The 25545-nt window shown below is 41.2% G+C and carries 25 protein-coding genes and 2 tRNA genes; 10 read left to right on the top strand and 17 right to left on the bottom strand.

The genetic code is table 11. The annotated features are described in order from the left end of the window. Positions 1-113: 113 nt before the first annotated feature. The 4 genes from PSH54_RS17165 to PSH54_RS17150 all read right to left on the bottom strand — a co-directional run bounded on the left by PSH54_RS17165 (position 114) and on the right by PSH54_RS17150 (position 1476). Positions 114-602: an RNA-binding protein gene (locus PSH54_RS17165; RefSeq protein WP_273606685.1), complete on the bottom strand. Its 489-nt coding sequence runs from the start codon at positions 600-602 to the stop codon at positions 114-116. 276 nt (positions 603-878) lie between these two features. After that, positions 879-971: transfer RNA gene (locus PSH54_RS17160), tRNA-Ser, on the bottom strand. Positions 972-1024: 53 nt separating this feature from the next. Beyond that, positions 1025-1115 (bottom strand) — tRNA-Ser (locus PSH54_RS17155). Between the two features lie 220 nt (positions 1116-1335). Then, a complete protein-coding gene (locus tag PSH54_RS17150) occupies positions 1336-1476 on the bottom strand; it encodes a hypothetical protein (protein ID WP_004589025.1) in 141 nt (46 codons plus the stop codon). Between the two features lie 327 nt (positions 1477-1803). Here PSH54_RS17150 and PSH54_RS17145 point away from each other — a divergent pair, with 327 nt between their 5' ends. Continuing rightward, positions 1804-2676 carry a diacylglycerol/lipid kinase family protein gene (locus PSH54_RS17145; protein ID WP_273606684.1) on the top strand — a complete coding sequence of 291 codons (873 nt, stop codon included), beginning with the start codon at positions 1804-1806 and terminating at the stop codon, positions 2674-2676. A gap of 36 nt (positions 2677-2712) precedes the next feature. Here PSH54_RS17145 and PSH54_RS17140 read toward each other — a convergent pair whose 3' ends face one another. Continuing rightward, positions 2713-3642 (bottom strand): DMT family transporter, encoded by a 930-nt coding sequence (locus PSH54_RS17140; protein WP_273606683.1) that lies wholly within the window; start codon positions 3640-3642, stop codon positions 2713-2715. 106 nt (positions 3643-3748) lie between these two features. Here PSH54_RS17140 and PSH54_RS17135 point away from each other — a divergent pair, with 106 nt between their 5' ends. After that, the gene (locus tag PSH54_RS17135; RefSeq protein WP_273606682.1) at positions 3749-5191 is read left to right on the top strand and encodes an aminotransferase-like domain-containing protein; all 1443 of its coding nucleotides are present in this window, start codon (positions 3749-3751) and stop codon (positions 5189-5191) included. Positions 5192-5249: 58 nt separating this feature from the next. Here the strand turns inward: PSH54_RS17135 and PSH54_RS17130 are convergent, their stop codons facing one another. After that, entirely contained in the window at positions 5250-6044 is a 795-nt protein-coding gene (locus tag PSH54_RS17130) for a YggN family protein (protein WP_004589021.1), read from the bottom strand. A gap of 381 nt (positions 6045-6425) precedes the next feature. Between PSH54_RS17130 and PSH54_RS17125 the strand changes: the two genes are divergently transcribed. Continuing rightward, positions 6426-6611, top strand: a complete 186-nt coding sequence (locus PSH54_RS17125) for a PA3496 family putative envelope integrity protein (RefSeq protein ID WP_004589020.1) — start codon at positions 6426-6428, stop codon at positions 6609-6611. 108 nt (positions 6612-6719) lie between these two features. On the opposite strand, the gene PSH54_RS17120 is transcribed toward PSH54_RS17125, so the two are convergent. From PSH54_RS17120 to PSH54_RS17110, 3 genes are all read right to left on the bottom strand, one after another. Continuing rightward, positions 6720-7214 (bottom strand): glutathione peroxidase, encoded by a 495-nt coding sequence (locus tag PSH54_RS17120; protein WP_248463256.1) that lies wholly within the window; start codon positions 7212-7214, stop codon positions 6720-6722. Between the two features lie 385 nt (positions 7215-7599). Beyond that, entirely contained in the window at positions 7600-7899 is a 300-nt protein-coding gene (locus PSH54_RS17115; protein ID WP_004589018.1) for an AzlD domain-containing protein, read from the bottom strand. After that, complete coding sequence (locus tag PSH54_RS17110) at positions 7896-8600, bottom strand: AzlC family ABC transporter permease (protein WP_273606681.1); 705 nt, start codon at positions 8598-8600, stop codon at positions 7896-7898. The genes PSH54_RS17115 and PSH54_RS17110 overlap by 4 nt, the downstream gene beginning before the upstream one ends. Positions 8601-8749: 149 nt before the next feature. On the opposite strand from PSH54_RS17110, the gene PSH54_RS17105 reads away from it, so the two are divergent. Beyond that, a complete protein-coding gene (locus PSH54_RS17105) occupies positions 8750-9412 on the top strand; it encodes a cytochrome b/b6 domain-containing protein (protein ID WP_273606680.1) in 663 nt (220 codons plus the stop codon). A 64-nt stretch (positions 9413-9476) separates the two neighbouring features. On the opposite strand, the gene PSH54_RS17100 is transcribed toward PSH54_RS17105, so the two are convergent. Continuing rightward, positions 9477-9929, bottom strand: coding sequence for a c-type cytochrome (locus PSH54_RS17100; protein ID WP_024032101.1), 453 nt, complete (start codon positions 9927-9929; stop codon positions 9477-9479). Between the two features lie 214 nt (positions 9930-10143). On the opposite strand from PSH54_RS17100, the gene PSH54_RS17095 reads away from it, so the two are divergent. Beyond that, the gene (locus PSH54_RS17095; RefSeq protein ID WP_248463254.1) at positions 10144-12477 is read left to right on the top strand and encodes a S8 family serine peptidase; all 2334 of its coding nucleotides are present in this window, start codon (positions 10144-10146) and stop codon (positions 12475-12477) included. 11 nt (positions 12478-12488) lie between these two features. Then, positions 12489-13022, top strand: coding sequence for a S8 family serine peptidase (locus PSH54_RS17090; RefSeq protein ID WP_004589013.1), 534 nt, complete (start codon positions 12489-12491; stop codon positions 13020-13022). Between the two features lie 50 nt (positions 13023-13072). Here the strand turns inward: PSH54_RS17090 and PSH54_RS17085 are convergent, their stop codons facing one another. Continuing rightward, complete coding sequence (locus PSH54_RS17085) at positions 13073-13537, bottom strand: DUF2721 domain-containing protein (protein ID WP_004589012.1); 465 nt, start codon at positions 13535-13537, stop codon at positions 13073-13075. Positions 13538-13775: 238 nt separating this feature from the next. Between PSH54_RS17085 and PSH54_RS17080 the strand changes: the two genes are divergently transcribed. Both PSH54_RS17080 and PSH54_RS17075 read left to right on the top strand, forming a co-directional pair. Beyond that, positions 13776-17483, top strand: coding sequence for a S8 family serine peptidase (locus PSH54_RS17080; protein WP_273606679.1), 3708 nt, complete (start codon positions 13776-13778; stop codon positions 17481-17483). Between the two features lie 133 nt (positions 17484-17616). Then, a complete protein-coding gene (locus PSH54_RS17075; RefSeq protein WP_273606678.1) occupies positions 17617-19803 on the top strand; it encodes a S9 family peptidase in 2187 nt (728 codons plus the stop codon). 42 nt (positions 19804-19845) lie between these two features. Here the strand turns inward: PSH54_RS17075 and PSH54_RS17070 are convergent, their stop codons facing one another. The 4 genes from PSH54_RS17070 to PSH54_RS17055 are packed head-to-tail and all read right to left on the bottom strand — an operon-like array spanning position 19846 to position 23572. Beyond that, positions 19846-21330, bottom strand: a complete 1485-nt coding sequence (locus PSH54_RS17070) for a sensor histidine kinase (protein WP_273606677.1) — start codon at positions 21328-21330, stop codon at positions 19846-19848. Positions 21331-21340: 10 nt separating this feature from the next. After that, positions 21341-22066 carry a response regulator transcription factor gene (locus tag PSH54_RS17065; protein WP_054983697.1) on the bottom strand — a complete coding sequence of 242 codons (726 nt, stop codon included), beginning with the start codon at positions 22064-22066 and terminating at the stop codon, positions 21341-21343. A gap of 58 nt (positions 22067-22124) precedes the next feature. After that, the gene (locus PSH54_RS17060; RefSeq protein WP_138685488.1) at positions 22125-22859 is read right to left on the bottom strand and encodes a spondin domain-containing protein; all 735 of its coding nucleotides are present in this window, start codon (positions 22857-22859) and stop codon (positions 22125-22127) included. Positions 22860-22870: 11 nt separating this feature from the next. Beyond that, on the bottom strand, positions 22871-23572 hold the full coding sequence (locus PSH54_RS17055) for a spondin domain-containing protein (RefSeq protein ID WP_024032094.1): 702 nt from the start codon (positions 23570-23572) through the stop codon (positions 22871-22873). Positions 23573-23753: 181 nt separating this feature from the next. Here PSH54_RS17055 and PSH54_RS17050 point away from each other — a divergent pair, with 181 nt between their 5' ends. Then, on the top strand, positions 23754-24119 hold the full coding sequence (locus PSH54_RS17050; RefSeq protein WP_024032093.1) for a DUF4870 domain-containing protein: 366 nt from the start codon (positions 23754-23756) through the stop codon (positions 24117-24119). 55 nt (positions 24120-24174) lie between these two features. Beyond that, a complete protein-coding gene (locus PSH54_RS17045) occupies positions 24175-24609 on the top strand; it encodes a YqaA family protein (protein WP_024032092.1) in 435 nt (144 codons plus the stop codon). Between the two features lie 2 nt (positions 24610-24611). On the opposite strand, the gene folX is transcribed toward PSH54_RS17045, so the two are convergent. Continuing rightward, positions 24612-24968 (bottom strand): dihydroneopterin triphosphate 2'-epimerase, encoded by a 357-nt coding sequence (gene folX, locus PSH54_RS17040; RefSeq protein WP_024032091.1) that lies wholly within the window; start codon positions 24966-24968, stop codon positions 24612-24614. Between the two features lie 2 nt (positions 24969-24970). After that, positions 24971-25525, bottom strand: coding sequence for a GTP cyclohydrolase I FolE (gene folE, locus PSH54_RS17035; protein WP_004589001.1), 555 nt, complete (start codon positions 25523-25525; stop codon positions 24971-24973). Positions 25526-25545 lie beyond the last annotated feature (20 nt).

Below are 25545 nucleotides of genomic sequence, written 5' to 3'. Positions count from 1 at the left end.
AAAGTACTTAATTTTAAATATCAGTATAGCGAACAGTATGTTATTTGCGGTATTTTTTAATATATGTTGTAAAAAGTGTACCTTGCGCAATGTGTAAACTGTTTATTTAGCAGTTAAGGTTGTTTGCTCAGCTGCTGTTTTTGCTGCTGTAAAATAGAGATTTGTTGCTCTACAGCGCTAATTAAGGTGTTATAGCGGTTTTGAATCGCTGAAGTTTTAGTGGCTATCGCATCGGCTATTGATTCGGCGCCCATTCTATTAGCTTGATCTTGAGTAACATAGCTGGCTTGTTGTTTGGCGTCGGCTAAGTCTTCTTTATAGTTTTTGATAGTAAGCTGGTGGCGTTTAATTTCACGATCAATTTTTTTAATCTCAATGTAGTTATCTACAGAGGCACCAGGCATTGCGGGTGAGTTTGCATTATTGCCGTACTTATCGGCAACTAGTGGCTGTTTTAGCTTAATAACTTCTGCATTGTCAGCACAGGGTGTTTGGCTAAATGTAGCGACTCCTTTAATTGTACATTTATAAACCGTAATGTCTTGGGCTGCGTGTGTACTTAAAGCCACAAGGCCTATTAAAGGTGCAATTAAACGAAACATAATTAAACTTACGTTAGTGGAGTTGTTATTAATAATGCCGTAACTACCCAGTGTATTCAATGTGTTTTGATTCACCTCTTTTAATAAAAAATGGTGGAGAAGGAGGGATTAGCTTAATTACATCCATGTAATTAATTGCTTCGCGACGCCTGCGGCGGTTTAAACTGTTCCAGACATTTTATCGAACCCTAGCGAGGATTCTCACCCTCCTTGGATACATTGGTTGTTAAATTTTAGGCACAAAAAAACCGCAACTAAGCGGTTTTTAAAAAGAAATGGTGGAGAAGGAGGGATTCGAACCCTCGATAGAGCTACAAACTCTATACTCCCTTAGCAGGGGAGCTCCTTCGGCCACTCGGACACCTCTCCAACGCATAACAGATTGTATTAACGGTAGTTTATTCATACCATTAATTAAATAGTGGTGGAGAGATAGGGATTTGAACCCTAGATAGGCTACAAACCTATGCCGGTTTTCAAGACCGGTGCATTCGACCACTCTGCCATCTCTCCGTGACGCAGAATAATACTTAGGTGATACCGTCGTGTAAATAGCAAATAAACTGTTTGCTTAAAAAGTAGGCGTAATTGCGGTTTTTTTTGTAAATAGAGGGAAATTAGAAGGATTTAAACTAAAAATTAAAGGGTGGCAGCAAACTAAGGGAGCTAAAGAAGCGCTTTCAATAGTGGTTAGTTGTTTACTGCCCCTGCTTAATAATCATAACAAGATTGATTATTTGTATTGCGCGGCGCTGTTTAATGCTAACTTTTTGCCCATACGGTTTAATTTAGCAAGCATTTTAGCTTTACGGTTAGTTGGTTTTACGCCAACGTGGGCTGCTGCATTTTGGTTTAGGGTGTTTATTGGGTTCATGTCTTTGCTCCAAGGTGTATGTGTTTAAATCGCGAGCATTTTGACTCTTTTTTGTTTAAAAATACAACAATATAAACTAAGGCTTGGCTATTAGTTATTTTTATCTGAATTTGCATTGTTTTGTTTTTAATTAAAACTACTAAGTGCCCATTTTGCATAGTTATTCAACTAGGGGGAACTAGCTTTTAATTTGTTTTATAAGTGTTTTTTGTGTTTTTTAATGTTTTTAGTAAATTTTTACGCACTTTTATGATTAATTATTCAGATAATTAATTTTAACTTAATTCTTATTTATGCTGGCGTACTGGCTAATAGGAGGTAAATTACTTGCAGTTGTTAATAATAGTTAAACCGAGCGTAAAAAGTGTGGTGTTAGATCACCTCGATTGGCTTAAAAAAACATGCCAGAAGAAAAATATTCTCTATATTACGGTTAAAACGACAGGCAATTTTGAGTACGACTTAGCAAACGTTAAATTGAATGCACAAAAAAGCCAAATAGCAGTGGCTATTGGTGGCGATGGCACGCTTAATTTGGCACTTAATGGCGTGATTAACAGTGCATGTAGTTTGGCAATATTACCTTGTGGTACGGGCAACGATTTTGCGCGTCGCTTTCATTGCACAGCTAAACAGTGGCAAAACGCTATTTTTAATGCCCCCACACACTTAATTGATGTAGGTAAAATTAATACTCGTTACTTTATTAATGTGGCTGGTGTTGGTTTTGATGCTCATGTAATTAAGCAGTTGGGTCATTTACAAAGCATGTCAGCTTGGCGCTATAAGTGGACGAGTTTTAAATCGCTCTTTACTTACAAAGCAAGCACACTAAATGGAGCATTTTTAAATAAGCAATGTAGCTATCAAAATTTAATAACTGTATTTGCGAACTCTCAGTATTTTGGTGGCGGCATTAAAATAGCACCTAGGGCTAAAATTGATGATGGACTGCTTGATTGCTACCAAATGCAAGCGGGTAGTCTTGTTGATCATTTATATAGCTTTATTAAATTAATTTTTAAGCGCCACCATACTTTAAAAAAGCTTACTTATAGCCAACTCAAACAGGCGCGTATTAATACTAGAGATTTATTAATTGAGGCCGATGGCGAGCTAGTAGGTGTTACGCCCGCGGTTATTGCTATCCAGGAGCAGGCTATTAATTTTCATATACCAATAAAAAAGCGCCTACAGTAGGGTAGGCGCTTTTGTGTTAGTGCGTTAAAAACGCCTCTAACTGGGGACGGAGCCATTTTTAGCAACGCTGCGGCTTGCTAAAAAGGCGTTAATTCTTTTTGTGGGGGTAAGTACAATTGCATTACCCAGTAGTACTAAACTAAAGCCGGTAAAGGTGTTTGCATGCCATTCAAAGCCTTCAAAAAAGCTGCTTAATGCAACGGCCACTAGCGGAAACAGCACTATGGCGTAGCTTGCTTTTTCGGGGCCAATGTTTTTTAACAAGGCAAAATAGCAGCCAAACGCAATCACAGTGCCAAAAACCGATAAATACAATAGCGACAACCAATAGCTGGTAGGGGCACTAAAACTAACCGTTATACCATTTATTAATACATAAACGGCTAAACCTACTGCGCTATATAACATGCCCCATGCGTTACCCTGCAGCACACCTATTTGACGATTAGAATTACGTACACTAATCATATTGCCCAATGAAGCCACAAAGGTACCCCCAAGGGCAAGTAGTAACCCGACCAACGCCCCATTACTCAAGTCGAATTGCTGTAAATGCGGCCAAAACAGACAAATAATACCCACCACGCCGATTAGCGCGCCGCAGTAAATACGTTTGGCAATGGGCTTTGCAAAAAATAAACGGGTGTTGACTATGTTCATTATTAGCAACATTGAAAATGCAATAGAGGCCATTGCCGATGAGAGGTAGTTTTGTGCCCAATACAAAAGCAAATAATTTAAGCCAAAGTTAGAAATGGCCAATAAAGCAAAAAAGCCATGATCGACTAACGAAAATCGCATATTAGGCTTTTTGTAGGCCACAAATAGCCACATACATGCAGCTGCTATGGCAAAGCGATAAAACAAAGAAAGCTCCACAGCAATATCGCCTAGCTGAAACGAAATCGCGAGCCACGTAGAGCCCCAAATTAACACTGTTGTGAGATATAGCGCTGCGCTTTTCATGGCAAACCTCTAAAAAAACCGATTGAGTGGTTATTTTAGAGTCTATCTGTATACTTACCATATACAGAAAAGTATAAATGTAACCTATACAGATTTGAGGCGAGATATGCAGCCAGCTGCCAATAAGCAAAAAGCCGAGTTTTTATACCAACAAGTTATTGAGCTAATTAAAGACATGCAAGCGCAAAAGGTATTACTACCAGGGGAAAAGCTTCCTTCGCTTCGTAAAATGGCCAGTAACTTAAATATTAGCATTCCGACGGTTAAGCAAGCGTATCAAGCGTTAGAAGATCAAGGGGTAGTAGAGGCACGTGAAAAATCGGGCTACTTTTTAACGGTGCTTAATACGGTTTACAGTTTGCCAAAGCGTGTAAAACTAAGCCGCGAGCCTGTCACTGTAAATAAACAAGCATTAATAGAGCAGGTATACAGCGCTATTCATCAACCTAATGTAATTGCCTTTGGTATTGCCAATCCCGTTGCTGCCGCGCCTACCGATAAAGCTTTAGCCCGTACCATGCGTCGGGTTATGACAATTGCTGGGGCGAGTGTTATTAATTATGGCCCTATTGATGGTTTTGCTGCGCTTAAAAAGCAATTAGTGCATAGATACTTAGGCTTTGGTATTGGTGTAAATATAGATGAACTGGTGATCACCAATGGCGCGCAAGAGGCGCTGGCTATCGCACTTAAGTGTGTTACTAAGCCCGGCGATGTGGTTGCAATTGAAACCCCCTGTTATCACGGCATTATTGAACTAATAGAGAGCTTAGGATTAAAGGCGCTTGAAATTCCGCTATGCCCCGACAATGGTATTTGGCTTAACGACTTAGCTCAAGCGCTTGAACAACATGATATAAAAGCATGCTTGTTTTCGACCGCCATAAATAACCCGGTTGGCAGCTTTATGAGCGATGAAAGCCGCATGCAAATGGTGGACTTAATAGAGTCACATAATGTTGTGCTTATAGAAGATGATGTGTACGGTGATCTGCACTTTACTGCCAAGCGTGGCACGCCCGCTTTAGCGTATTCAAAAAAGGGGCTTGTGATCAGCTGCGCCTCGTTTTCAAAAACGGCTGCACCAAGTTATCGAGTTGGTTGGTTAATAGCAGGCAAGTTTGCTGGACAAGCGCGCCGGCATAAGCGTGCATTAAGTTGCTCTGCCTCACTTATAAATCAGTGGACGCTTTCTGAATTTATAGCCAGTGGTGAGTATGACCGTAATTTAAAAGTACTTAGGCAGCGCTTACGTAATAACAAAGAGCGCATGCGGTGGTGCTTATTAAACGCGATGCCTAACAATACACGTATTAGTGACCCTAAAGGTGGGTGTGTTATTTGGCTTGATTTAGGCCAAGGGGTAGACAGTCAAAAGTTATTTTTACTGGCGTTAGAAGCTGGTATTAGCATAACCCCCGGACTTATTTTTTCAGCAAGTAATAAGTATAAAAGCTGTATTAGGCTAAGTTACGGAGTGCAGTGGAGCGAAAAAATAGAGCAGGCTATTACCACGTTAGGTGCGTTGGCTCACACGCTAAAAGAATAAAAAAGCAGCACCTAATATACAAGTGCTGCTAAAGGGATGTTAAATACGGTGCGGTGTATTAATTTTGTTTAATGGTAAATAACTCGTAGCCTTTTAGCTGTGGTAACTGCGCTACTAATTGCTCTTCTTGCTGTGCTATGTTGGCAAAGCTGTCGCATAAAGAGTTGGCACGCTTTTCAAGCGCACTGGCATGTAGCTCTACTTTTTCTTCTATTTGCGCGCCCATATTTTCCATGCGTTGCTCAAATGCATCCATATCTCCACCCGAACCAAGCAGCTCAGAGCCTAAAGCAACTAAAATACTGCCCATTGATTGCATAACGGCAGACTCAACCACGGTTTCTATTTGCTCCTCAAATTGGTGTTCAAAGTTTTCACCAAATTGATTAAAGCTTTGTTGGCCCATTACAAACGTACCTTGTTGATAAAAGGTGTTTTCTACTTCAAGTCTTATATCGTCCATCAGGCCAGATAAGTCATCAAGGCCATCAATATTAAATGCGTTGGCTACTTCCTCTAATGCTACACCGGCTATTTTTACTCCGTCTAGGGCAATATTAGCGACCTCAGGTAGCTGCGTACGTAAGTTGTCAGAATACTGGGTAAGCGCTTGGCGTTGCTCGCTGTTAATAGATACTTGTTCGCCATTTATAGTTAAGTTGCCATTGCTGTTAAAGCGCATGAATTGATTAGATGCGGTAAAAATTTCTAATTCGCTAGGTTTAATGCGTACATCGTTTTTAAACTCTACATTACACTGCTCATTGCTAAACGAAATGCCCGCATTGTTATCGTTATGTGCCATTGCAGCGGGTGTACAAATTAAAGCGCTTACTAATAGTAAATTTTTCATGTTTATTCTCTAATAATTGTTGATGACAGCTAAGTATTAACAAGTTTGGTGCCATTATTTATTTTTATTTTAAAACAGTAGGTTATGAAATTTGTGTGTTTTTAATGATTTTTAATTTTGATAAATAAACTACTTTTTAGTCAAAAACACTAAAAATAAATAAATGATAAATTTTATTTGTCGAAACGATAAAAAACTCTCACTTTCCACTTTCTTAATTTAGCGCTATTTATTCACAATATTGACATGAAGGCTATTTACGATAGTCACGTGGCTTTATTTTGGTGCTAATTTGTTCGTATTTTAGCGCTAAACATTTTTTTAATTTACCAAGTGCAGGAATAAACCTGAGTTGGTCTCAAACACTTTATGGAGTGGGTTGTGGGTAAGACATTTAGTTACGATGCGCTAGATGATGATTTTGTTGAAGACGAGTACGAAATGGTCGGGCGTAATCAGCATGACAAAAAAAAGCAAAAGGTGAAAAAGAAGTTGGAAGATTACCTTGAGCAAAAACGTTTGCGTAAAAATCTAGGTGAAGACGACTTAAACGATTACATAGACTAAATTGTGCTAGTTAAAATAATGCGCCTTTTTATTAGGGTTTGAATGTGCGTTTACGCATGTTTAAAGGCTAAATATTGGCAATAAAGAGGCTTTATGCCTCTTTATTACTTATTGTGTACTTAATTTAGCGAGTGCTTGTTGAATAGTGGTTTCTAGCTTTTCTGGTTTTGTAAAAGGCGCATAGCGCTTGATAGGTGTGCCATCGGGCGCTATCAAAAACTTAGTGAAGTTCCACTTTATTTTGCGTGTTAAAAAGCCGGGTAAGGCCGATTTTAAATACCTAAATACAGGGTGGGCGTGACGACCGTTTACATCCACTTTAGCGGCCATTAAAAAGCTTACCCCGTAATTGATTAAGCAACCTTGTTGTATTTGCGTTGCGTCGCCTGGCTCTTGCTGACCAAATTGATTACATGGAAAACCAATAATAACCAATCCGCTTTTCGCGTACTTACTATGAAGAGTTTGTAGCGACTCGTACTGCTTAGTAAAACCACACTCACTTGCGGTATTAACAATAAGCACAACCTTGCCTTCAAAGTCGCTAAAATTAATTGTTTTACCGTCTAACGCAGTAGCCGTTAATTGATGAAATTCATGCATGATGGATGCTTTTTTATTGTTGTTAGCTACATTCTACCCGCTGTAGCGCGTTACTAAAAGTATAAAATTTAGGCGTGTTAATACCGCGCTTAACTATGCGCTAATGGGTTGGCTGTTATTTAGGGCGTGTTGAACTTTGCGGATTGAAATTTGTTCAACCTAGGGGCGATCAAATCGCGGCGCGAGGTTTGTAACCTAGTGGGCTAAGTAAAAACCGAGCAACAAAGAGTTTATCGCCCCTAGGCAGAACCCAAAGGGCAGCGCATGTTTGGCATTTATGCTACGTTATCGCCTATTTATGGGGAATAACCACACTTCACAGGCTCTGCCTTGCCTAAAAACCAAACATACTGCTGCAAATTCAAACGCCAAAGGTCAACACGCCCTAGTTTAAAATTAAAAATAACCCCATACTGGCAAGCGTTGTGTAATAAATATTATGTGTTTTATAGGCAACAATAATGGCAACGATGGCTGCGCTTAAATAAGGGTTGTGCCAGTTTAGGTTGAGCCCGTCTTCATTTATAAAAATAATGGGTACCCAAATAGCGGTTAGTACAGCGGGTGCGCTAAAGCTTAAAAACTGCTGCATTTTAGGGCCCACTTTAAAACCAAGGCGTTGATGTAAAAATAAGTAACGAGTAAAAAAGGTAATACACGCCATTAATAATATAGTGAGCATCATAATGGGCTGTCCTTTTTTTGTGTAAGCCTTGCAGTAAAGTAGCCTGCACTCATTGCAAGTAGAGCAGCACAAACCAACCACAACTCAAACCCCGTGCTTTTTAAAACTGTGGCGCTAATACCCGCAACAATCACAGTAACCAGCGAGGCTAAATTTTTTATGCCCGGTACCACAAGCGCAATAAATGTAGCTGCAATAGCAAAGTCGAGCCCTAAATTTGTTAAATCAGGAAGCACACTTCCTGCAACTATGCCTATGAGTGTCCAAAGGTTCCATGCAATATAAAAACTAAAACCCGCGCTTAAAGCGTATATTAGGCGCGCTTTTGTTTTATAGGCTTTGCGGTGATGCGAAAAGGCAAACAGCTCGTCGGTTAGTACAAAACTTATTGGTAAGCGCCACCGAAATGGCTGTGAAATAACTTTATGGCGTACGGCTAAACCGTATAAAAAATGCCGAGAGCTAACAATAAATGTGGTAAATAAAATAGTCAGTAAAGGGGTGTTACCGGCCATTAGTTCAATTGCAACTAATTGTGCAGAACCCGCGAATACAAGTAATGACATTGCTTGTGTTTCAAAGGCACTAAAGCCATTTTGAATCGCTAAAGAGCCACATAATATTCCCCAAGGAACGACCGCCAGGCAAAGCGGGAGCATATCAAAAAAACCTTTTAATACTGCGCGTTTAGTTATATTCATTAATACAAGTAAGTAATAAGTTTGTGCGTTTAGTGTGCCATAAATAGTGCTTTATGTAATATCATTAATGCAGCGGTAGTAAAACTTTGGAATAATGGCTTTAGTATCAAAATAATGTGCCAGAGCTTGGCAACAAGTTGAGGATTTATATGCAAAGTATAAAAGTATGGGATGGCTTTATAAGAAGCTTTCATTGGTTATTAGTGATTAATATTGCTGTGCTTTACTTTAGCATTGACGAGGGCATGATTGAGCTTCATTTTGTGGCTGGCTTTTTCGCAATAGCATTAATAGTGACCCGTTTAGTTTGGGGGCTGGTGGGCAGTAAAACGGCAAAGTTAAGCGCGTTACTGCACTCGCCAATAGCAGTATTTAAAGAGTTTAAAAACCCCAGTAAAGGTATGGGTCATTCGGCGCCAGGTAGCTACATGGTTTTGTTGTTTTTTGTACTTATTATAGTGCAGTTAGTGACCGGGCTAATGAGCAGTGATGGCATTTTGACTGATGGGCCTTTGGTTGAGTATGTGTCGAGCTCAACGGTTGATTTTGCAAATTGGCTGCACCGCCTTAATTTCGATATTTTATTTTATGCCATTTGCCTGCATGTTACTGCCATTGTTGTGTATAAAATAAAAGGAAAACCACTTGTCAAAGCAATGATCACCGGTAAACAGGCTAACAGCGAGCAAGCCACTCAAACTAATATAGATAACACGAAAGCTCCTTGGTTGGCGTGGGCTATTTTTGTTGGATTATTAGTGCTACTGGCTGTTACGTGGGGCAAAGAACCACTTAGTTATTTGCTAAGTTAATAGCTAACAAAAAAACAAAACGGCGCATAAAGCGCCGTTTTAGTGTGCATTGTTTTAATTGTAATTAGTCTTTAAATTGCTTGTGGCAATCTTTACAGCCTTTGGCCCATGCGCCAAATGCTTTACCAATTACCGCCTTATCGCCAGATTGGGCTGCTAAAGCTAGCTTATCTGCATTGGCAGCAAAGGCATTGGCTTTTTTAACAAAGGTTGCATTATCAGACCATACATCAGCTAATGCTGCCGTATCACCTTTATCAGTGCCTTCGTAAAACGCTTCCCATGGCATTTTAGAAAGGGCTGCTGCGTTATTAGCGCGCATTTTAAATTGCTCTGCATCAAAAGGAATTTTACCTTTTAGCATTGCGCCCATATCGCTAATTTGCACTGAAATCATAGAAAACGCAGCTTGACGGTATTCAATAGCATCACTTGGCTCTTTAAATGCAGTATTTGCAGATACGCTAAGTGTACATGTTGCTAAAGCAACCCCTGCTAAAAATTGTTTTAATTTCATGTTTTGCCCCTGTAAGAAATTATATCTACTAATTAGACATCTTGAATCGATTGCTTATTTTATTCAAGTGAAACTTTAATATCCCATAGCTTGTTTTCTGAATATATCATTACAGCTTGTCAGTTTATTGTTAACAACTGTAAACAGCGCGTTGTTATTAAGTGCCCTGTTGTGTACCTTGAGTCATCATAAAAATAATTAACGAAGGAAGTTTATGAAGCATAATATTTTTAAAATGTCGGCACTTTCTGCCGCAGTAGTTATGACCCTTGCAGGGTGTGGCGGCAGCGACAATGACAATAATAGCCAAGTTGCTGTAGTAACTGATGTTGCACCAAAAGCAAGCGATGTAGCCGTTGCCGGTTTAAAGCAATGGGTACCTGTAACTGCTGAGTTTAATGCAAGTGATAACGATGGCGATACACTTAGTTATACATTTACTGAAAATGGTGAAGCGGTTGAAGCGCAAGATGGCGTATATACTTTTAGCCATGGCTTACTAACAGTTGAAGGCGATACCTTTACTTACGTTCCTGTTTCAGGCGAAGACGCGGTAATTGATTACACCGCTAATGCAAATGGTAAGTCGGCGTCTGCGCAATTAACAATTAGTGATATTGCAACTGACCCGTTAGCTAATCAGCAATGGCACCTACGTAACACAGGTCAAAAGTCGTATGCTTTAAGCGATGATATGAAACAAGGCCTAATTGATTTATATGTCAACCAATTAGGTTACAGCGAAGAAGAAGCGCAAACTATTTTTGACGAGGATTTTGCTGAATCAGAAGCAGAAGAATTGGTTGCTGGCGAAGATATGAACGTAGCAGCTGCGTACGCTCAAGGTGTTACAGGTGCTGGCGTAACGGCGGTTGTTGTTGACTCTGGTATGGAAATTCGTCACGAAGACTTAGTTGATAACGTTTTACCAAACCGTTCTTTAAATTTAGATGTTGATGTGTTGGATCGCACCGACCCTACAAGTCTGTCAAACAGTGGCGACCACGGTACCAGTGTTGCAGGCTTAATTGCAGCGAAAGGTTGGAATGGTAAGGGTGGGCGCGGTGTTGCACCAGATGCTGGTCTAATTGGCATGAACTACCTAGGTGGCGATAAAATTGAGCAAACTGATTTACTCGCGCATGGTTTCCCAGGTAGCGGTATTAGCACGTCAGAAAATATTTCTGCGTTTAACCGCAGCTACGGTATTACCTTCCCAACGTTTATTGGCTACTCAGAGCTAGATGAAGCTATCGAGTCTTACCCTAACCTTAACCTTCGTGATGGTAAAGGTGCCCTAAACATGAAATCGAGCGGTAACTCGTTTGTCGATGGTAGCGGTGAAGGGTCATTATGTGCTGATAACGGCGCAAATGAGCTAGGCCTTACTTGTTATAACGGCGCGTTTGAGCCAAGCCAAGGTCATCCATATTACTTAAGCGTTGCAGCTGTAAATGCTGATGGTACGCATACAAGCTACTCAAGCGGTGGTGCTAACTTAATGGTTTCAGCCCCTGCGGGTGAATATGGGCGCTGGGCGCCTGCCATGGTAACAACTGATCAAATGACCTGTATTAATGGGTACTCAGGCTTTAATGGTAGCTCGATTACGGCATGGGCTGCAGCATATGGCGAAGACTTTGCTGCATCGCAATACCCATTCAACTACCCAGGACATGAAGATAACGCTAGCTGTAACTATACCTCAACGTTTAATGGTACTTCTTCGGCAGCACCTAATGCGTCAGGTGTAGTATCACTGATTTTATCAGCTAATTCAGAGCTAACATGGCGTGATGTTCGTCATATCTTAGCTACTACAAGCACAGTCAACGATGCAGAAGATGAAGTTGTAACGCTTAGCGTTGGTGAAGGTGAATTTGTAGCGCATGACGGCTGGGTTGAAAATGCAGCAGGTTATAACTTTAATAACTTATACGGTTTTGGACGTGTAGATGCTGGTGCTGCAGTTGCGATGGCAAAAGAGTACGACGTAGCATTAGGTGAGCAAGTTATTACAGATTGGAGTGGTGTTGGCTCTGTTGTTGAAGAAGATGCCCTTACGCTAGAAATCCCAGATAACAGTGCCGCGGGTGTTACACAGCAAATCACTGTTGAAGAAGAGCTAAACATTGAAGCAATGCAGTTTAAGTTTGATGTGAGCAATACTGAAATGGGCTTTGGTTTAGCGGATGGTACGCAAACATCTGCTGGTACCGATTTAGCAATTGAAGTGACGTCTCCATCAGGCACACGCAGTGTATTACTAGCGTCTAAGCAAGCTCTATTTTACCCAGCTTATAGCTTTACTAACGGTTGGAACACAGGCTATGTTTTAAAAGATGCGGTACTACTGTCTAATGCTTTCTATGGCGAGACAACAAAAGGTACTTGGACTATTCGTGTTCTTGATGCTGCAGCAGATAGCTTTGCATTCAGCGATGGCGGGGATAACGGACTTGGTGCCGTAGGTATTTCAAATAACCGTGCCGCAAGCGTTTTAGAAGGCGTTTCGTTGAGAGCATTTGGTCACGCAGGTCAAGAGTAAGGAATATAGATATGAAAATGAATAAATTAGTTATTTTAGGTGCTGCTGCGTGTATTTCTCTAAGTGCAACAGCGAGTTCAGTAGCAGATAAAGAGCTGCAACTTCCAAAAAAGCCGGTAAATAGTGTGAAATACAGCAAAACCGACTTTGGCTCTTACGTTGTAGAAAAAAACTTACGTTTAGTACCAACAAGTGTTGCTGCTGATGAGTATGTTGTTTCTACTAAAGGTGAGATGGCGGTTGTTGAGTCTTCTGAGGCTTCATCGTTAGTAACAAAAGGTACACTGGTACGTAATGTCCTAACAAACAACTTAACGTCGCTTTCTGGCAATATTACTGTTTTGCTTAAAGATGGCATGAACGCAACAGAGGTAGCTCAGCTGTCTGGCTTAAAGGTAGTGTCTGTTTTCCCAGGTACTAAAATAGCGGTTTTAGCTGTTAATGAGGGTCAAGATATTTTAGCTGCTGCAGAGCAATTAAAGTCATCTGATTATACTAAAGAAGCGCGAATTGAAGTGTTAGAGACTATTTATACTGCACAATAAAATTAAAATGTTGTGATAAAAGCCCGAGAAAATCTCGGGCTTTTTTATTGCTAATCGTTAATATCAGCAAATATCATCCCTCGGCGCATACTACGTGTGGCCAAAAATACCTCGCCAAGTAACGACATAAAACCACATATTAATAAGGCCATTGCAGCCACAAAACAGCTGGCAATTGTTACCCCTAAATTAATAGACTGAATGTGTGATAAAAACAACAGCATAACCACAGCGCATACTAGCAAGGCGCTTAGCACGCTCATACTAAAAGCAATGTGAATACATCGAGAGCGCTTTAACAGGGCTCGCAGCTCTGTGGCTAGGGTTTTATTAAAGTCTTCATCGGTGCTTACCTTGAGTTTTCGCTCAAGTTGTCGCGCACGGTCAGTAATGCGGGCTAAGCGATTAGATAAAACCCCGAGCGTGGCAGCAATACCCGTAATTAAAAAGACAGGGGCGACGGCAGTCTGAATTACTTTAGCCATGGTTAAAATATTTATAACGTCGTTACTCATTCATTTTCCATAGAGAAGTTAGGTTTTGTTTACAGTGATTTACAAATCACAGAAATGGAAAAACTTATTTAAAATTAGTTTGTTGTGATGTTTTTGCGATGCTATTCCTGCAGTTTTGTAATCCACTTGTAATTGAGTTGTTGCTAGCCTGAGGGCTGTAGTTCTATATTAAAATCACAATTCTAATCACATTGAATTGAGTAAATACAATAATATAAAACTCACTCCAGGGGAAATAATGTCTAATATAACACTGAAAAGAACCGCTATTTCATCAGCTATAGGTTTAGCTATGATGTCATACGGTGCAGCCGCCGCACCTGATTTATCTAAAGGATATGTCCCAGAAACATCAAGTGTAAAAACATACTCTCAAGATAAAACCATTTCTACTAAAGCACGCTATATTATCCAGCTTGAAGACGAGCCGCTAGCAACCTACAAAGGCGGCATTGCAGGGCTTGAAGCAACCTCTGCAGCAGTAACTGGGGATAGTAAAGTTAATCTATCTTCAGCACCTGCGTTAAAGTACAGCAGCTACTTAAAAGCAAAACAAAAAAGTGTAGCGCAAGTAGCCGCATCTGTTAGCGGTGGCTCAGTTTCACATTCATTTAGTACGTTATTCAACGGTATCGTGGTAGAAGGTGAGCAAGGACAACGTGAAAAACTCGCTAAACTTGCGGGTGTAAAAAAAGTATTTTTAGATACTGAGTACCACACATTAATGGATGCTTCTATTGATGTGATTAGAGGCGTTGAGGCATGGCAGGCGCTTGGTGGTCAATCTGAAGCTGGTAAAGGCGTTAAAGTTGCTATTATTGACTCGGGTATTCGCCCAGAAAACCCTATGTTTTCAGATGTGGGTTTTGCAGCTGCAGAGTTTAGTGAAGAAGAAGCGGCTTACATCGCAGAAAACCCCGATTACTGTCGTATAGAGGGTGGTGAAGCCGATTTTTGTAATAATAAATTAATTGTGGCGCGTGCATTTGGCCCAACGCCAAGTGATGTTCACCCTGACGAATATATTGGTTCTCCACTCGGTTACGACGGTCACGGAACGCATGTTGCTGGTACTGCTGTAGGTAACCCAATTGAAATTACTTACCAAGACAATAACGTGTCAATTTCAGGTGTTGCACCAGCGGCACAGTTAATGGCTTATAAAGCGCTTTGGCACACAGCCGATGGACGAGGCAGCGGTACTACCGTTGCACTAATGGGGGCATTAGAAGCGGCCATTAAAGATGGCGCAGACGTAATTAATAACTCGTGGGGCGGTGGTGCAGGTGGTAATCCATCAAGCAGTGCATACAGTGATTTATTCACAGCTGCAGAAGAAGCGGGTGTAGTGGTTGTAACTGCAGCGGGTAACGATGGTAACGGCGCACAAACAATTGGTTGCCCTAGCTGTATTGAGTCTGGTTTAACAGTTGCCAATACGCAAACAGGGCGTTTCTTCTCTCAACAAATTGAAGTGGCAGGTGAAACCTATTTAAGCATTGAAGGAAGCAATGGTTTATTAACAGACCCTATTTCACTTCCTATTATTTCGGCGCAAGTGATTGCTCCTGATAATTTTGAAGGGTGTGAAGAGTTTGCTGAAGATATCTCATTTGCAGACTCTGTAGCATTAATCTCTCGTGGTAGCTGTGCGTTTTCAGCCAAAGCTGAAAATGCGGCGAAAGCAGGTGCAACAGCGGTAATTATCCACAACAATGTTGCTGGCGGTGCAATGGGCATGTCTATGGATGACGCCACAATTCCAGCCTCAGCGATTAGCCAAGAAGATGGTTTAAGCTTGGTTGAGCTGTTAACTGCAGCTGAAGAGCCGGTTATTGCTTCACTCGACCCTAGTGTTAAAAGAACAATTCAAGAGAAATTTACTGATGCAGTAAACTCTTCAAGTTCGCGTGGTCCTAATGGTGAGCCTAGCTTCTTAAAACCTGATATTGCAGCGCCAGGTACAGATATTTTATCTGCGTACTCGCCAGATGAAGGTAATGGTATTACCTTTAATGCGATTACAGGTACAAGTATGGCAAGCCCTCATGTTGCTGGTGCAGCAGCATTGATGAAGCAAGCTCACCCAGAGTGGAATGCGGTACAAATCAAAACGGCGCTTATGAGCTCATCTAAAATGGATGGCCTACATAAAGAAGACTTAGTAACCAAAGCTGATGCATTTGATGTAGGTGCCGGTCGATTAGATATGCCTAATGCGTTAGAGGCAGCACTTACATTTGATCATGGCTCTTACGCTGACCCTAGTTGTTTAAGTGTTTGTAGTTTCTCAAATACCGTGCAAAATATGACTGATGTTGCTGGTGAGTGGACTGCAAAAGTAGTAACTGATATGCAAGGCGCTGAAATTACAGTTTCGCCTAGCACCGTTATGCTTGGCGCGCATGGTTCTACTTCAACGGATGCAGAAGGTACAGAAACAAGCACTGACATGGCTGAATTTAACTTAGATATTGATTCAACATTTAACGATGTAAAAGGTTGGAACTTTGGCCACGTAGTGTGGACTCATACTGAGACAGGTCAAATCGCTCACTTACCATTTGCTATTTACGATAACGAAGCAACAAATAGCAGTGTGTTTAGTGCAACAGTCGATGCCGATTCTTTAAATTCTTCTACTCCTGCAAAAGTGGGCGTGCAATTTAATAATACTCTGTTCACTGACGAGCTATCAGTAAATGTTAAACTTGATGAAAATGCAGAACTTCTTAAAGGTGCAGCCCCTGTTGTTGAAGTGACTAATGGTGCAGGTGAAGTAACATTAAGTGAAGACAATAAAGAACTAACTTGGACGGGCACATTAGGGCCAAAAGAATTTGCTATTAACAGCAGTGATTTCTTAGGTACCTTCTCATTGGCTGATGAAGGCATTGAACCACAAGCGTGTCCTGACGGGTGTGATGAGATAACCATTACGGTTGAAGCTGACTTTATTTTTGATGGGAAAGAGTACTCAGCATTTACTATCTCAGATAACGGCTTTATTGCTGTTGGTGCAGATGTAAATACAACTAACTCTTGGAGCCCTCAAGCAATGCCTAATGCACGTACACCTAATGGTGTTATTGCGCCGCTTTGGGCTGACTTTGATTTAGCTGGTGGCACGAGCGGTGGCGGTGATCTTTATGTGGCTAAATTTGATAGCGGCTATGTAGTTGTAGAATGGCATGACGTTGAGCTTTGGGGTAGTTCTTTAGGTGATAAGTACACGTTCCAAGTGATCTTAAAAGAAGGGACTGATGAAGTTCGTATGAACTACATTGATGTGCCTGCTTTACCTGCACCTTACTCAGCGGGTGTAGAGTCTGCTGATGGCAACGTAGGTGCAATGCTGGACACAGTTCCAACGGGTAATGCTATAGGTAGTGGCTACTTAGTCGATCAAATCAAAGGCGGTGTTGTTGATATTCAATATCAAGCTTTTGCAAAAGATCGTAGCCATTACACAGCTGCAGATGCAGTAGAAGTTGATGAAGAGCAAACAGTGACTATTGATGTATTAGCTAATGATATGGCTGAGTCGCGTTTTGTATTTGACGCAGTAGCCTCTTCAGAAACAGAAAACGCAGAATTCTCTGCCCATAAAGGTGTAAGAATTAAAGGCAGCTTAGTGGCATCAACTGTTGAGGTGGTTTCTGCACCTGCAAATGGCTCTACAACCGTGAATGAAGATGGCACGATTGATTATACGCCAAATGCACAGTTCTCTGGTGAAGATAGCTTTACATACACAGTGCGTGAAGCATCAGGCACTAGCGCCGAAGAAACTATGGTATCAATCGTTGTTAACGATACCATTGCAGACCCTCAGCCAGTGACGCCAACACCAGAGCCTGAAAGCAATGGTTCATCGGGCTCACTAGCTTGGTTAACATTACTTGCTGCGCCGTTTGCATTTATGCGTCGTCGTAAACAAAAGTAATTTTATAACTAGCACGTTATTTTAAAGGGAGCCTCGGCTCCCTTTTTACATAGCTTCACAAACTAAATTACACCACGCTTTATTATTAGGTATATTTAATAGCACCAATAATAAAAACCATAGAGATTTCATAATGATTCGTTCTTCATTCACGCTAGCCGCGTTATCACTCGCTGTGCTAGCCGGGTGTGATAATGCGCCAAAAAGTACACCTTCAGATACAGCAACTACTATGCAAACACAACAAACAGAAAAACCAGTGAGCGCCGTGGCGCCAATTGCTAAAAAAGTACCTCATGAAATGACGATTCATGGCGATACGCGTATTGATGATTACTACTGGTTGCGTGATGACGAGCGTAAAGCGCCAGACGTTATAAGTTACTTAAATGCTGAAAACGCTTATACCGAGGCAATGCTTGCGCATACTCAAACATTGCAAGATAAGTTATTTGAAGAGTTAAAAGGGCGTATTAAAAAAGACGATGACTCGGTGCCTGTTAAAAAAGGCGACTATTTTTATTCATCGCAAACGCGTGGCGAAAACGAATACCCTACCTATGTTCGCAGTAGCGATTTTAAAGGCACTGATCAGCAAGTTATTTTAGATGTAAATGCGTTGGCCAAAGATCACGACTACTTTGCTGTAAGTGGCTTATCTGTAAGTACTAACGGAAATTTAATGGCGTACGGGGAAGACACCGTTAGCCGTAGAATTTACACCATAAAGGTAAAAGATTTAACCACAGGCCAATTACTCGAAGACACGCTTGAGGGAACAAACGGCGGCGTTACTTGGGCAAACGATAATAAAACCTTTTACTACATTAAAAAAGATGCACAAACCTTACTTGGCTATCAAGTTTTTCGCCATACTTTAGGTACACCGCAAAGCGATGATGAACTTATTTACGAAGAAGCTGATACAAGTTATTACACGGGTATTAGTAAGAGCAAAGATGGCTCAGAAATATATATTTGGCACAGCAGCACCAATGCCTCTGGTATGTCGGTACTCAGCGCAGATGATAATAAAGCAAAACCTAAGCGCTTAATTGAGCGTGAGGACGATCTAGAATACAGTATTTCAAAGCTTGGCAATACGTATTACATCGTCACTAACTTAAATGCGGTTAACTTTCAGCTTATGAAGGTGGATGTAGATAAAGCGCATGATAAAGCAAATTGGCAAACGGTAATTGCGCCGCGCGATGATATTAAGATAGAAGGCGTTGATTTATTTAAAGACTACCTTGTATATCAAGAGCGAGAGTTGGGTCAGTCGCGCCTTATTGTTCGCCATTTATCGACAGGAGATGAGCACACGCTAAGCTTTAACGACAGTGCCTATACCATTGCAAGCTATGGCAACAACGATATAAACAGCGACAAATTACGCGTTTATTATACCAGTATGACGACACCGGTTTCGTCGTACGATATAGACCTTAAATCGGGTGATAAAACCCTACTTAAACAGCAAGCCGTGTTAGGTGATTTTAACGCAGATAACTATGCCTCGGAGCGTATTTTTGTAGGTGCGCGCGATGGTATAAAAGTCCCCGTAAGCTTAGTGTACCGTAAAGATGCATTTAAAAAGGATGGCACAAACCCGTTACTGCAATATGGTTATGGCTCGTACGGCGCCACTATGGACCCTACTTTTTCAAGCTCACGTTTAAGCTTATTAGACCGTGGCTTTGTGTTTGCTATAGCGCATGTGCGTGGTTCGCAAATGTTAGGACGCCCATGGTATGAAGACGGAAAGTTATTAACTAAAAAGAACACTTTTAACGACTTTGTTGATGTAACCAAATCATTAGCGGCACAAGGTTATGGCGCAAAAGACGAAATATTTGCCTACGGTGGTAGTGCTGGTGGTTTATTAATGGGCGCGGTGGTAAACCAAGCACCAGAGCTATATAAAGGGGTGGTCGCAGCAGTGCCTTTTGTTGATGTAGTTACCACCATGCTTGATGCAAGCATACCTCTTACCACCAATGAGTATGGTGAGTGGGGTAACCCAAATGAAAAAGAATATTACGATTACATGCTGTCGTACTCGCCGTATGATCAAGTCTCAAAGCAAGCGTATCCTAATATGTTAGTGACTACCGGTTTACATGACTCACAAGTTCAATATTTTGAGCCAGCTAAGTGGGTTGCAAAGCTGCGTGACTATAAAACAGATGATAATAAACTGCTGTTTAAAATAGATATGGAAGCCGGCCATGGCGGGGCGTCTGGTCGCTTTAAACGCCTAGAAGATACTGCGCTAAACTATGCATTTATGCTTGATTTAGCCGGTATTAAAAACTAACAAAATCAAAATTAAGTAATGTTCTAAAGGTATAGCCGTTGGCTATACCTTTATTTTTTGCGGCAAGTTAAAGCTAAACATAGTGCCTTTGCCCAGCTCACTTTGTACATTTATTTCACTGTCCATAAGTTTTAGTAACCCCTTACAAATAGCCAGCCCTAAGCCACCTTGTTGGCGCCCTTCATTATTTGAATTTGAAGCCTGATAATGCGGATTAAAAATCGCGTTTAGCTCATCATGCTTAATACCCACGCCGGTATCAGAAACCTGCACAAATAATTGCTTTTCATCAATACGCTTAACGTTTACAGCTATGCTGCCGCCTTTAGGTGTGTGCCTTATTGCGTTATCAATTAAATTACTTAAAACACGCTCAAGTTTTGCAATATCGGCTACTACAGGAAAATCGCAAATTGCGGGCTCTACCGTTAAGTTAAGGCCTTTTTTCTCGGCGGTTAGAGAAAACTTAGCAATACAATCGTAAATAAGCTCACCTAAATTAAAGGTTTCTTTGTGAATGCTTATTTCGCCGTTTTCTAAATGGGCTAATTCAAAAATTTGTTCAATAAGCTGTTTAAGCTGCGCGCAGTTATTAAGGGATACATGTAAGTATTCTTGTTGTTCTTGAGCGCTTAATTGCGACCTCGATTGGTTAAGCACCTCTAAAAACCCCTGCAAAGAGGCAAGAGGCGTACGTAAGTCGTGCGATAAATGGGTAAGTAGCTCTTTACGCTGTTTATCGCTTTGCTCAAGTGCTTTAAATTGCTCGTCAATCCGGGTAACCATGGCTTGAATGTTACGGCCTAAACTGTGCACTTCGTTACTTTTTTGGGTTGAATAGTTACTGAGCTTGGTATCGGTAAGGCTGTAATTAGCTGCTTCAATATTGCTTACATCACGGGCTAATCGCTGAATAGGATTGGTAAAAAAGCGCAGTAAAATAAGCATCGCAATCAGTAAAAATGCAAGTGCAGCTCCAAGCCATAATGCGGCAAGCCATAGTTTGTCATTATTTTTAATTGTGTTTAAGGAGGTATCGTAAGCTTCACCGCCAATAATTACATACAAGTACCCTTGCAGCTTATCGTTATTAAAAACAGGCGCTACAGAGAATATTTTTTGCTGCGCTTTATTTCTTGGATCATCACCATAAATTGGCGCTGCAGCTGGGGTGTTAATCAGCTTTTTTAAGGGGGCTAAATTAATATGAGTGCGTTTAACTTTACCAGGCTTTGCTGAGTAAGTGAGGATTTTTCCGTTTTCATCCACAAAATAAAACTCAAATGCGGGGCCTAATAACATTAAGGTATGAAATAGGTTTTCTAGGGCTGCGTAGTCGTATACACCCTCTTTTATTAATGGGTTATCTTGTACTAAATGCTCAGCAAGGGCTAAGTGCAGGTTTTGCTCGCCATGATGTTTTGAGGTGAGCTCTAGTTGTTTACTCCAGCTGTATACGAGTGCACAAATAAAGCAAAATATAACCACCAACGACACCGCTAATTTTTGATACAAAGATAGGTTCATAATAAGGCTCTTAAGTAAGTTGGCTTGGATTTAGTTTGTAGCCAACGCCCCAAACGGTTTCGATAATAGGCGCTTGATGATGTAGCTCAAGTTTGGCGCGTAACCTATTTATATGTGAGTTAACGGTATGCTCGTACCCGCTGTGCTGATACCCCCATACTTTGTCGAGCAATTGCTGGCGGCTAAAAACATGGTTTGGGTGGCGAGCAAAATATACCAGTAAATCAAATTCAGTGGCGGTGAGGTTAAGTGCTTGTTCGTCTAAATAAACTTGATGTGAGCTAAATTCAATATTGAGTGAGCCGATATTTAGCCTTTGTTCGTTGCACGGGCTGTCGTTTTCGTTATTTTGAATCGCTAGAAGCTGTGAGCGGTGGCGTAGTTGTGTTTTAACGCGGGCTTGTAATTCGCGAGCAAAAAAGGGTTTACAAATATAGTCATCTGCACCCATTTCAAGGCCAATTACACGGTCCATATCGCTACTGAGCGCGGTAAGTAAAATAACGGAAATGGTAGGGTAGTGCTCTTTAATTTTACGGCATAAACTCAAGCCATCCATTTGTGGCAGGTTTATATCCAGTAATATAAGCCCGTAAGGTTGTTTTGCTATTTTTTTTAGTGCGAGCTCAGCGCTTACAACATGGTCAACATGCAAATTTAACGCAGCAAGTTGAGTTGTTATTAATTGCCCTATTTCTCTGTCGTCTTCTACTACCAGTATTTTTTCGTGCCGCATGGTTAACCTCGTAAAAAAGGGACATCCGTGTCGCCTCACATCCCCATTACAAGCTGTTTTACTGTGTACGAGTGATCACGATTTTTGATACTGGGTTATCAAACTTATGTTCAGCACCTAGTGCAGAGGTTGATAAGCCATCTTGATTAGACACAACACCTGGGTGCATTGTGATTATATCGGCAATATCGTCGCGTATTTCGTTAAACCCTTCGCCGCCAGCAGCGGGACCAGGCACAGTGTCAGCTGTTTCTGTATTTGCTTCCGTACCTGCATCGTAAACGGGCGTCGTTCGTGATATTGAACTGCCTACTTCCAATGTTGATACATCTACAGAACTAAGACCGGTAAAAGCGTCATTTGTATTCCCAAGCATGGCAGCAAAAGATAAATTAAGAACATCTTGTGCATCAACTAAAAGGGTTACAGAGGTTGTTTCGCCAGGGCCAATGCCGCCTTCAGCCGAGGCTGAAGCAAGTGCATTTTCATCGCTAAGGTACTCTTCATTAGCGCCGCTTTCAGCAATCATTTCTAAACCAACAGAAGCCGTCTCACCAAATTTCCATGGTGGGGTTTCATCAAATGCAATGACCGAGAGTGGTGATAGTGGTTGTCCAGCCGTTAAGTTACTAAAAGTGATAGTAAACTCATAAACAACAGGTTCGGGCTCTACAACAACCACAGGTTCTTGCTCTTCAATAGAGTCGTTATTATCGTTATCGCCACATGCGGCTAGTGAGCTGGCTAACAGTAAAATAAGCGCACTTTTTTTAAAATTAGAAAGAGATGACATAATTAACTCTCCTATTTAACCGTCACAGTTAATTTTGCAACGGGGTTTAACCATCTATGTACAGTGTTATTCAAATCACTGTTTCCACCTTCTAGGTCATCATCGCCAAGGGCACCCGGGTGAATGTGCACCATCGTATTTGTATCGCCAGTTGTAATACCTGTACCGTTAGTGCCTGCTTGGCCGCCCGGCGCAGCAGGGATACCTAATACACCAGGTGCACCCGAGCCTTCTACTACAAGTTCGTTATTTGCTTCTGTACCTGCATCATAACCATTGAGGTAAACAGTGTAGGTGCCTGCTTCTGTTGGAACTTTCCAGCTATCAAGGCCTACAAAGCCATCATTGGTTGGCAGTAACATAGCCGCTACAGATAGGTATTCGTTGCCATCGGTAGTTGTGAGCTCTGCTGTTGCAGATGCCGCGGGTGCTAAAAGGCCTGCCGCTGGGTTTTCTGCAATATCGCTACTCGATGCTGACGCTTGAGTAACAAGTGCTGATATATCGCCGCCTTCAGCCATTGCTTGCAGTGCAGCAGAGGCTTCGGTTGCGACTTCAAAAAGTTTATCTTCGCTATCGTGTGCTGTTATTAGTACCGGTGTAAAGTAAAGGCCTTTAGTAAGGTTAGTAATTTCTACTTCTAGCTCTGCTGCCAATGTTGATTGGCTAGCTACTGCTAAAAGGGTTGCAACTGTAAATGCTGAAGCTTTCATTATTATTTCCTGTAAGTGATGATTCAGGCTAAGTATTGAATAACCACCTCAAGAAACTCTCACAAAGTTATCACTTTTTTATCACAGCGGGTTAGGGCGTGTTATTTAACAATATAGCTGCCTCTATATAGACACCTGCTCAATAAAAAGGCAGTATGTATTAACTAATAAGGAGAGCGTAATGGAAGAAAATCAACAGCTTGAGCCGTTATCAAAAGACGAAAAAACATGGGCTATGCTTTGCCATTTAAGCGCTGTAGCCGGTTTTGTTATTCCGTTTGGCTCTATACTTGGGCCATTAGTGGTATGGCTTATTAAAAAAGATGAAATGCCAATTGTCGATTTACACGGTAAAAAATCGCTTAATTTTCAAATTACTATGGCTATAGCTTACTTTGTATGTTTTTTACTGGTATTTGCCGTAATCGGCCTCGTTTTGCTGCCTTTAGTGGCTATTTTTTCTTTTATCATGGTGGTGTTAGCCAGTATTAAAGCCAACGAAGGGAAAGAGTTTAATTACCCACTGAGTCTAAATTTGATAAAATAAATGACGACCCTTTAATAAACCCAGCTGTATGCTGGGTTTTTATTTTAAGTACTTAATGCTTTATATCACCTTATTTTTTAGTGCGTTTGTGTCCGCTACTTTATTACCAAGTTCTTCAGAAGTGGTACTTGTAACCATGATAAGCCAAGCAAAAGCTAATCTGTGGCTGCTGTGGTTAGCCGCTACTTCAGGTAATGTGCTAGGAAGTTGTGTTAATTATTGGTTGGGAACTCATGTGCTACGTTTTAAGCACAAAAAATGGTTTCCGGTATCGGCCAAGGGGCTTGAAAAAGCGCAATCTCAATTTAAAAAATATGGGGTATATAGCTTACTGTTTGCTTGGCTGCCGATTGTTGGCGACCCACTAACGGTAATTGGCGGCATATTTAAAGTGCGTTTTAGCCTGTTTTTATTATTAGTGAGCATTGGCAAAGGCGCGCGGTATTTAGCCGTTATTGCCCTTGCCAGTGGTGCACAAGCGGTTTTGTAAAGTTACTTTGACCAATCAAGCGTGAGCGAAACTGAGTCGGCAAAGCGCAGTGCATGCGGTTTATCTACTCTGGCTTTTGCGTAATGCACGCTTGGATGTGTATGGCATACTGCAAGTATTTCGGCAACCAGCTTTTCAAGCAACAAAAAGTGCCCTTGCTCTACTAGGTTTATCACCTCTTTGGTGATCACTTTATAGTTAAGCGCTTGGTCCACTTCGTCTGTTTTACAGGCGTCATCAGCAGGGTAGTGAATTTCTAAATTAATCACTACATCTTGCTTTTTTTCCCGTTCTTCTGGGTTAAAACCAATAAATGTACGTAAGCGTAAGTTGGTTACGTTAATAATTGCGTTGGCCATAATTAACCCTTAATAAGCTGTAAAAACTCGTTACGCGTTTTAGAGTCACTTCTAAAGTTACCTAGCATTACAGAGGTACGCATGCTTGAGTTTTGCTTTTCTACACCGCGCATCATCATACACATGTGTTTAGCTTCAACAATAACGCCCACGCCTTTTGCGCCGGTTACTTCTTCAACGGCTTTAGCAATTTGATGAGTAAGTTGCTCTTGTATCTGAAAGCGACGAGCAAACATATCAACAATACGCGCAAATTTAGATAAGCCTAGTACTTTGCCATCGGGAATGTAAGCAATATGGCAACGACCAATAAATGGCAATAAATGATGCTCACACATAGAGTAAAGCTCTATATCTTGGACAAGTACCATATCGTCAGCGTCTGAGCTAAATACCGCATTATTGGTAATTTCATCAAGCGTTTGACGATACCCTTTGGTTAAATACTCCATGGCTTTTGCTGCACGTTTTGGTGTATCGAGAAGACCTTCTCGGCCTGCATCTTCACCCACAGCGGTAATAATGTTTTGGTAGCTTTGTTTTAAATCGTCATGCATAAATTTCTCAGTTTAATGTG

Source organism: Pseudoalteromonas sp. Angola-30 (genome assembly GCF_028599215.1).
GTDB lineage: Bacteria > Pseudomonadota > Gammaproteobacteria > Enterobacterales > Alteromonadaceae > Pseudoalteromonas > Pseudoalteromonas atlantica.
Note: the sequence above shows the minus strand (reverse complement) of the source record. Positions and strands in the feature narration are given on the sequence as shown.

Coding starts and splice junctions, on each gene's coding strand:
- PSH54_RS17165 (WP_273606685.1), bottom strand. CDS start 602: ATGTTTCGTTTAATTGCACCTTTAATAGGCCTTGTGGCTTTAAGTACA.
- PSH54_RS17150 (WP_004589025.1), bottom strand. CDS start 1,476: ATGAACCCAATAAACACCCTAAACCAAAATGCAGCAGCCCACGTTGGC.
- PSH54_RS17140 (WP_273606683.1), bottom strand. CDS start 3,642: ATGAAAAGCGCAGCGCTATATCTCACAACAGTGTTAATTTGGGGCTCT.
- PSH54_RS17135 (WP_273606682.1), top strand. CDS start 3,749: ATGCAGCCAGCTGCCAATAAGCAAAAAGCCGAGTTTTTATACCAACAA.
- PSH54_RS17130 (WP_004589021.1), bottom strand. CDS start 6,044: ATGAAAAATTTACTATTAGTAAGCGCTTTAATTTGTACACCCGCTGCA.
- PSH54_RS17120 (WP_248463256.1), bottom strand. CDS start 7,214: ATGCATGAATTTCATCAATTAACGGCTACTGCGTTAGACGGTAAAACA.
- PSH54_RS17115 (WP_004589018.1), bottom strand. CDS start 7,899: ATGATGCTCACTATATTATTAATGGCGTGTATTACCTTTTTTACTCGT.
- PSH54_RS17110 (WP_273606681.1), bottom strand. CDS start 8,600: ATGAATATAACTAAACGCGCAGTATTAAAAGGTTTTTTTGATATGCTC.
- PSH54_RS17105 (WP_273606680.1), top strand. CDS start 8,750: ATGCAAAGTATAAAAGTATGGGATGGCTTTATAAGAAGCTTTCATTGG.
- PSH54_RS17100 (WP_024032101.1), bottom strand. CDS start 9,929: ATGAAATTAAAACAATTTTTAGCAGGGGTTGCTTTAGCAACATGTACA.
- PSH54_RS17095 (WP_248463254.1), top strand. CDS start 10,144: ATGAAGCATAATATTTTTAAAATGTCGGCACTTTCTGCCGCAGTAGTT.
- PSH54_RS17090 (WP_004589013.1), top strand. CDS start 12,489: ATGAAAATGAATAAATTAGTTATTTTAGGTGCTGCTGCGTGTATTTCT.
- PSH54_RS17085 (WP_004589012.1), bottom strand. CDS start 13,537: ATGAGTAACGACGTTATAAATATTTTAACCATGGCTAAAGTAATTCAG.
- PSH54_RS17080 (WP_273606679.1), top strand. CDS start 13,776: ATGTCTAATATAACACTGAAAAGAACCGCTATTTCATCAGCTATAGGT.
- PSH54_RS17075 (WP_273606678.1), top strand. CDS start 17,617: ATGATTCGTTCTTCATTCACGCTAGCCGCGTTATCACTCGCTGTGCTA.
- PSH54_RS17070 (WP_273606677.1), bottom strand. CDS start 21,330: ATGAACCTATCTTTGTATCAAAAATTAGCGGTGTCGTTGGTGGTTATA.
- PSH54_RS17065 (WP_054983697.1), bottom strand. CDS start 22,066: ATGCGGCACGAAAAAATACTGGTAGTAGAAGACGACAGAGAAATAGGG.
- PSH54_RS17060 (WP_138685488.1), bottom strand. CDS start 22,859: ATGTCATCTCTTTCTAATTTTAAAAAAAGTGCGCTTATTTTACTGTTA.
- PSH54_RS17055 (WP_024032094.1), bottom strand. CDS start 23,572: ATGAAAGCTTCAGCATTTACAGTTGCAACCCTTTTAGCAGTAGCTAGC.
- PSH54_RS17050 (WP_024032093.1), top strand. CDS start 23,754: ATGGAAGAAAATCAACAGCTTGAGCCGTTATCAAAAGACGAAAAAACA.
- PSH54_RS17045 (WP_024032092.1), top strand. CDS start 24,175: ATGCTTTATATCACCTTATTTTTTAGTGCGTTTGTGTCCGCTACTTTA.
- folX (WP_024032091.1), bottom strand. CDS start 24,968: ATGGCCAACGCAATTATTAACGTAACCAACTTACGCTTACGTACATTT.
- folE (WP_004589001.1), bottom strand. CDS start 25,525: ATGCATGACGATTTAAAACAAAGCTACCAAAACATTATTACCGCTGTG.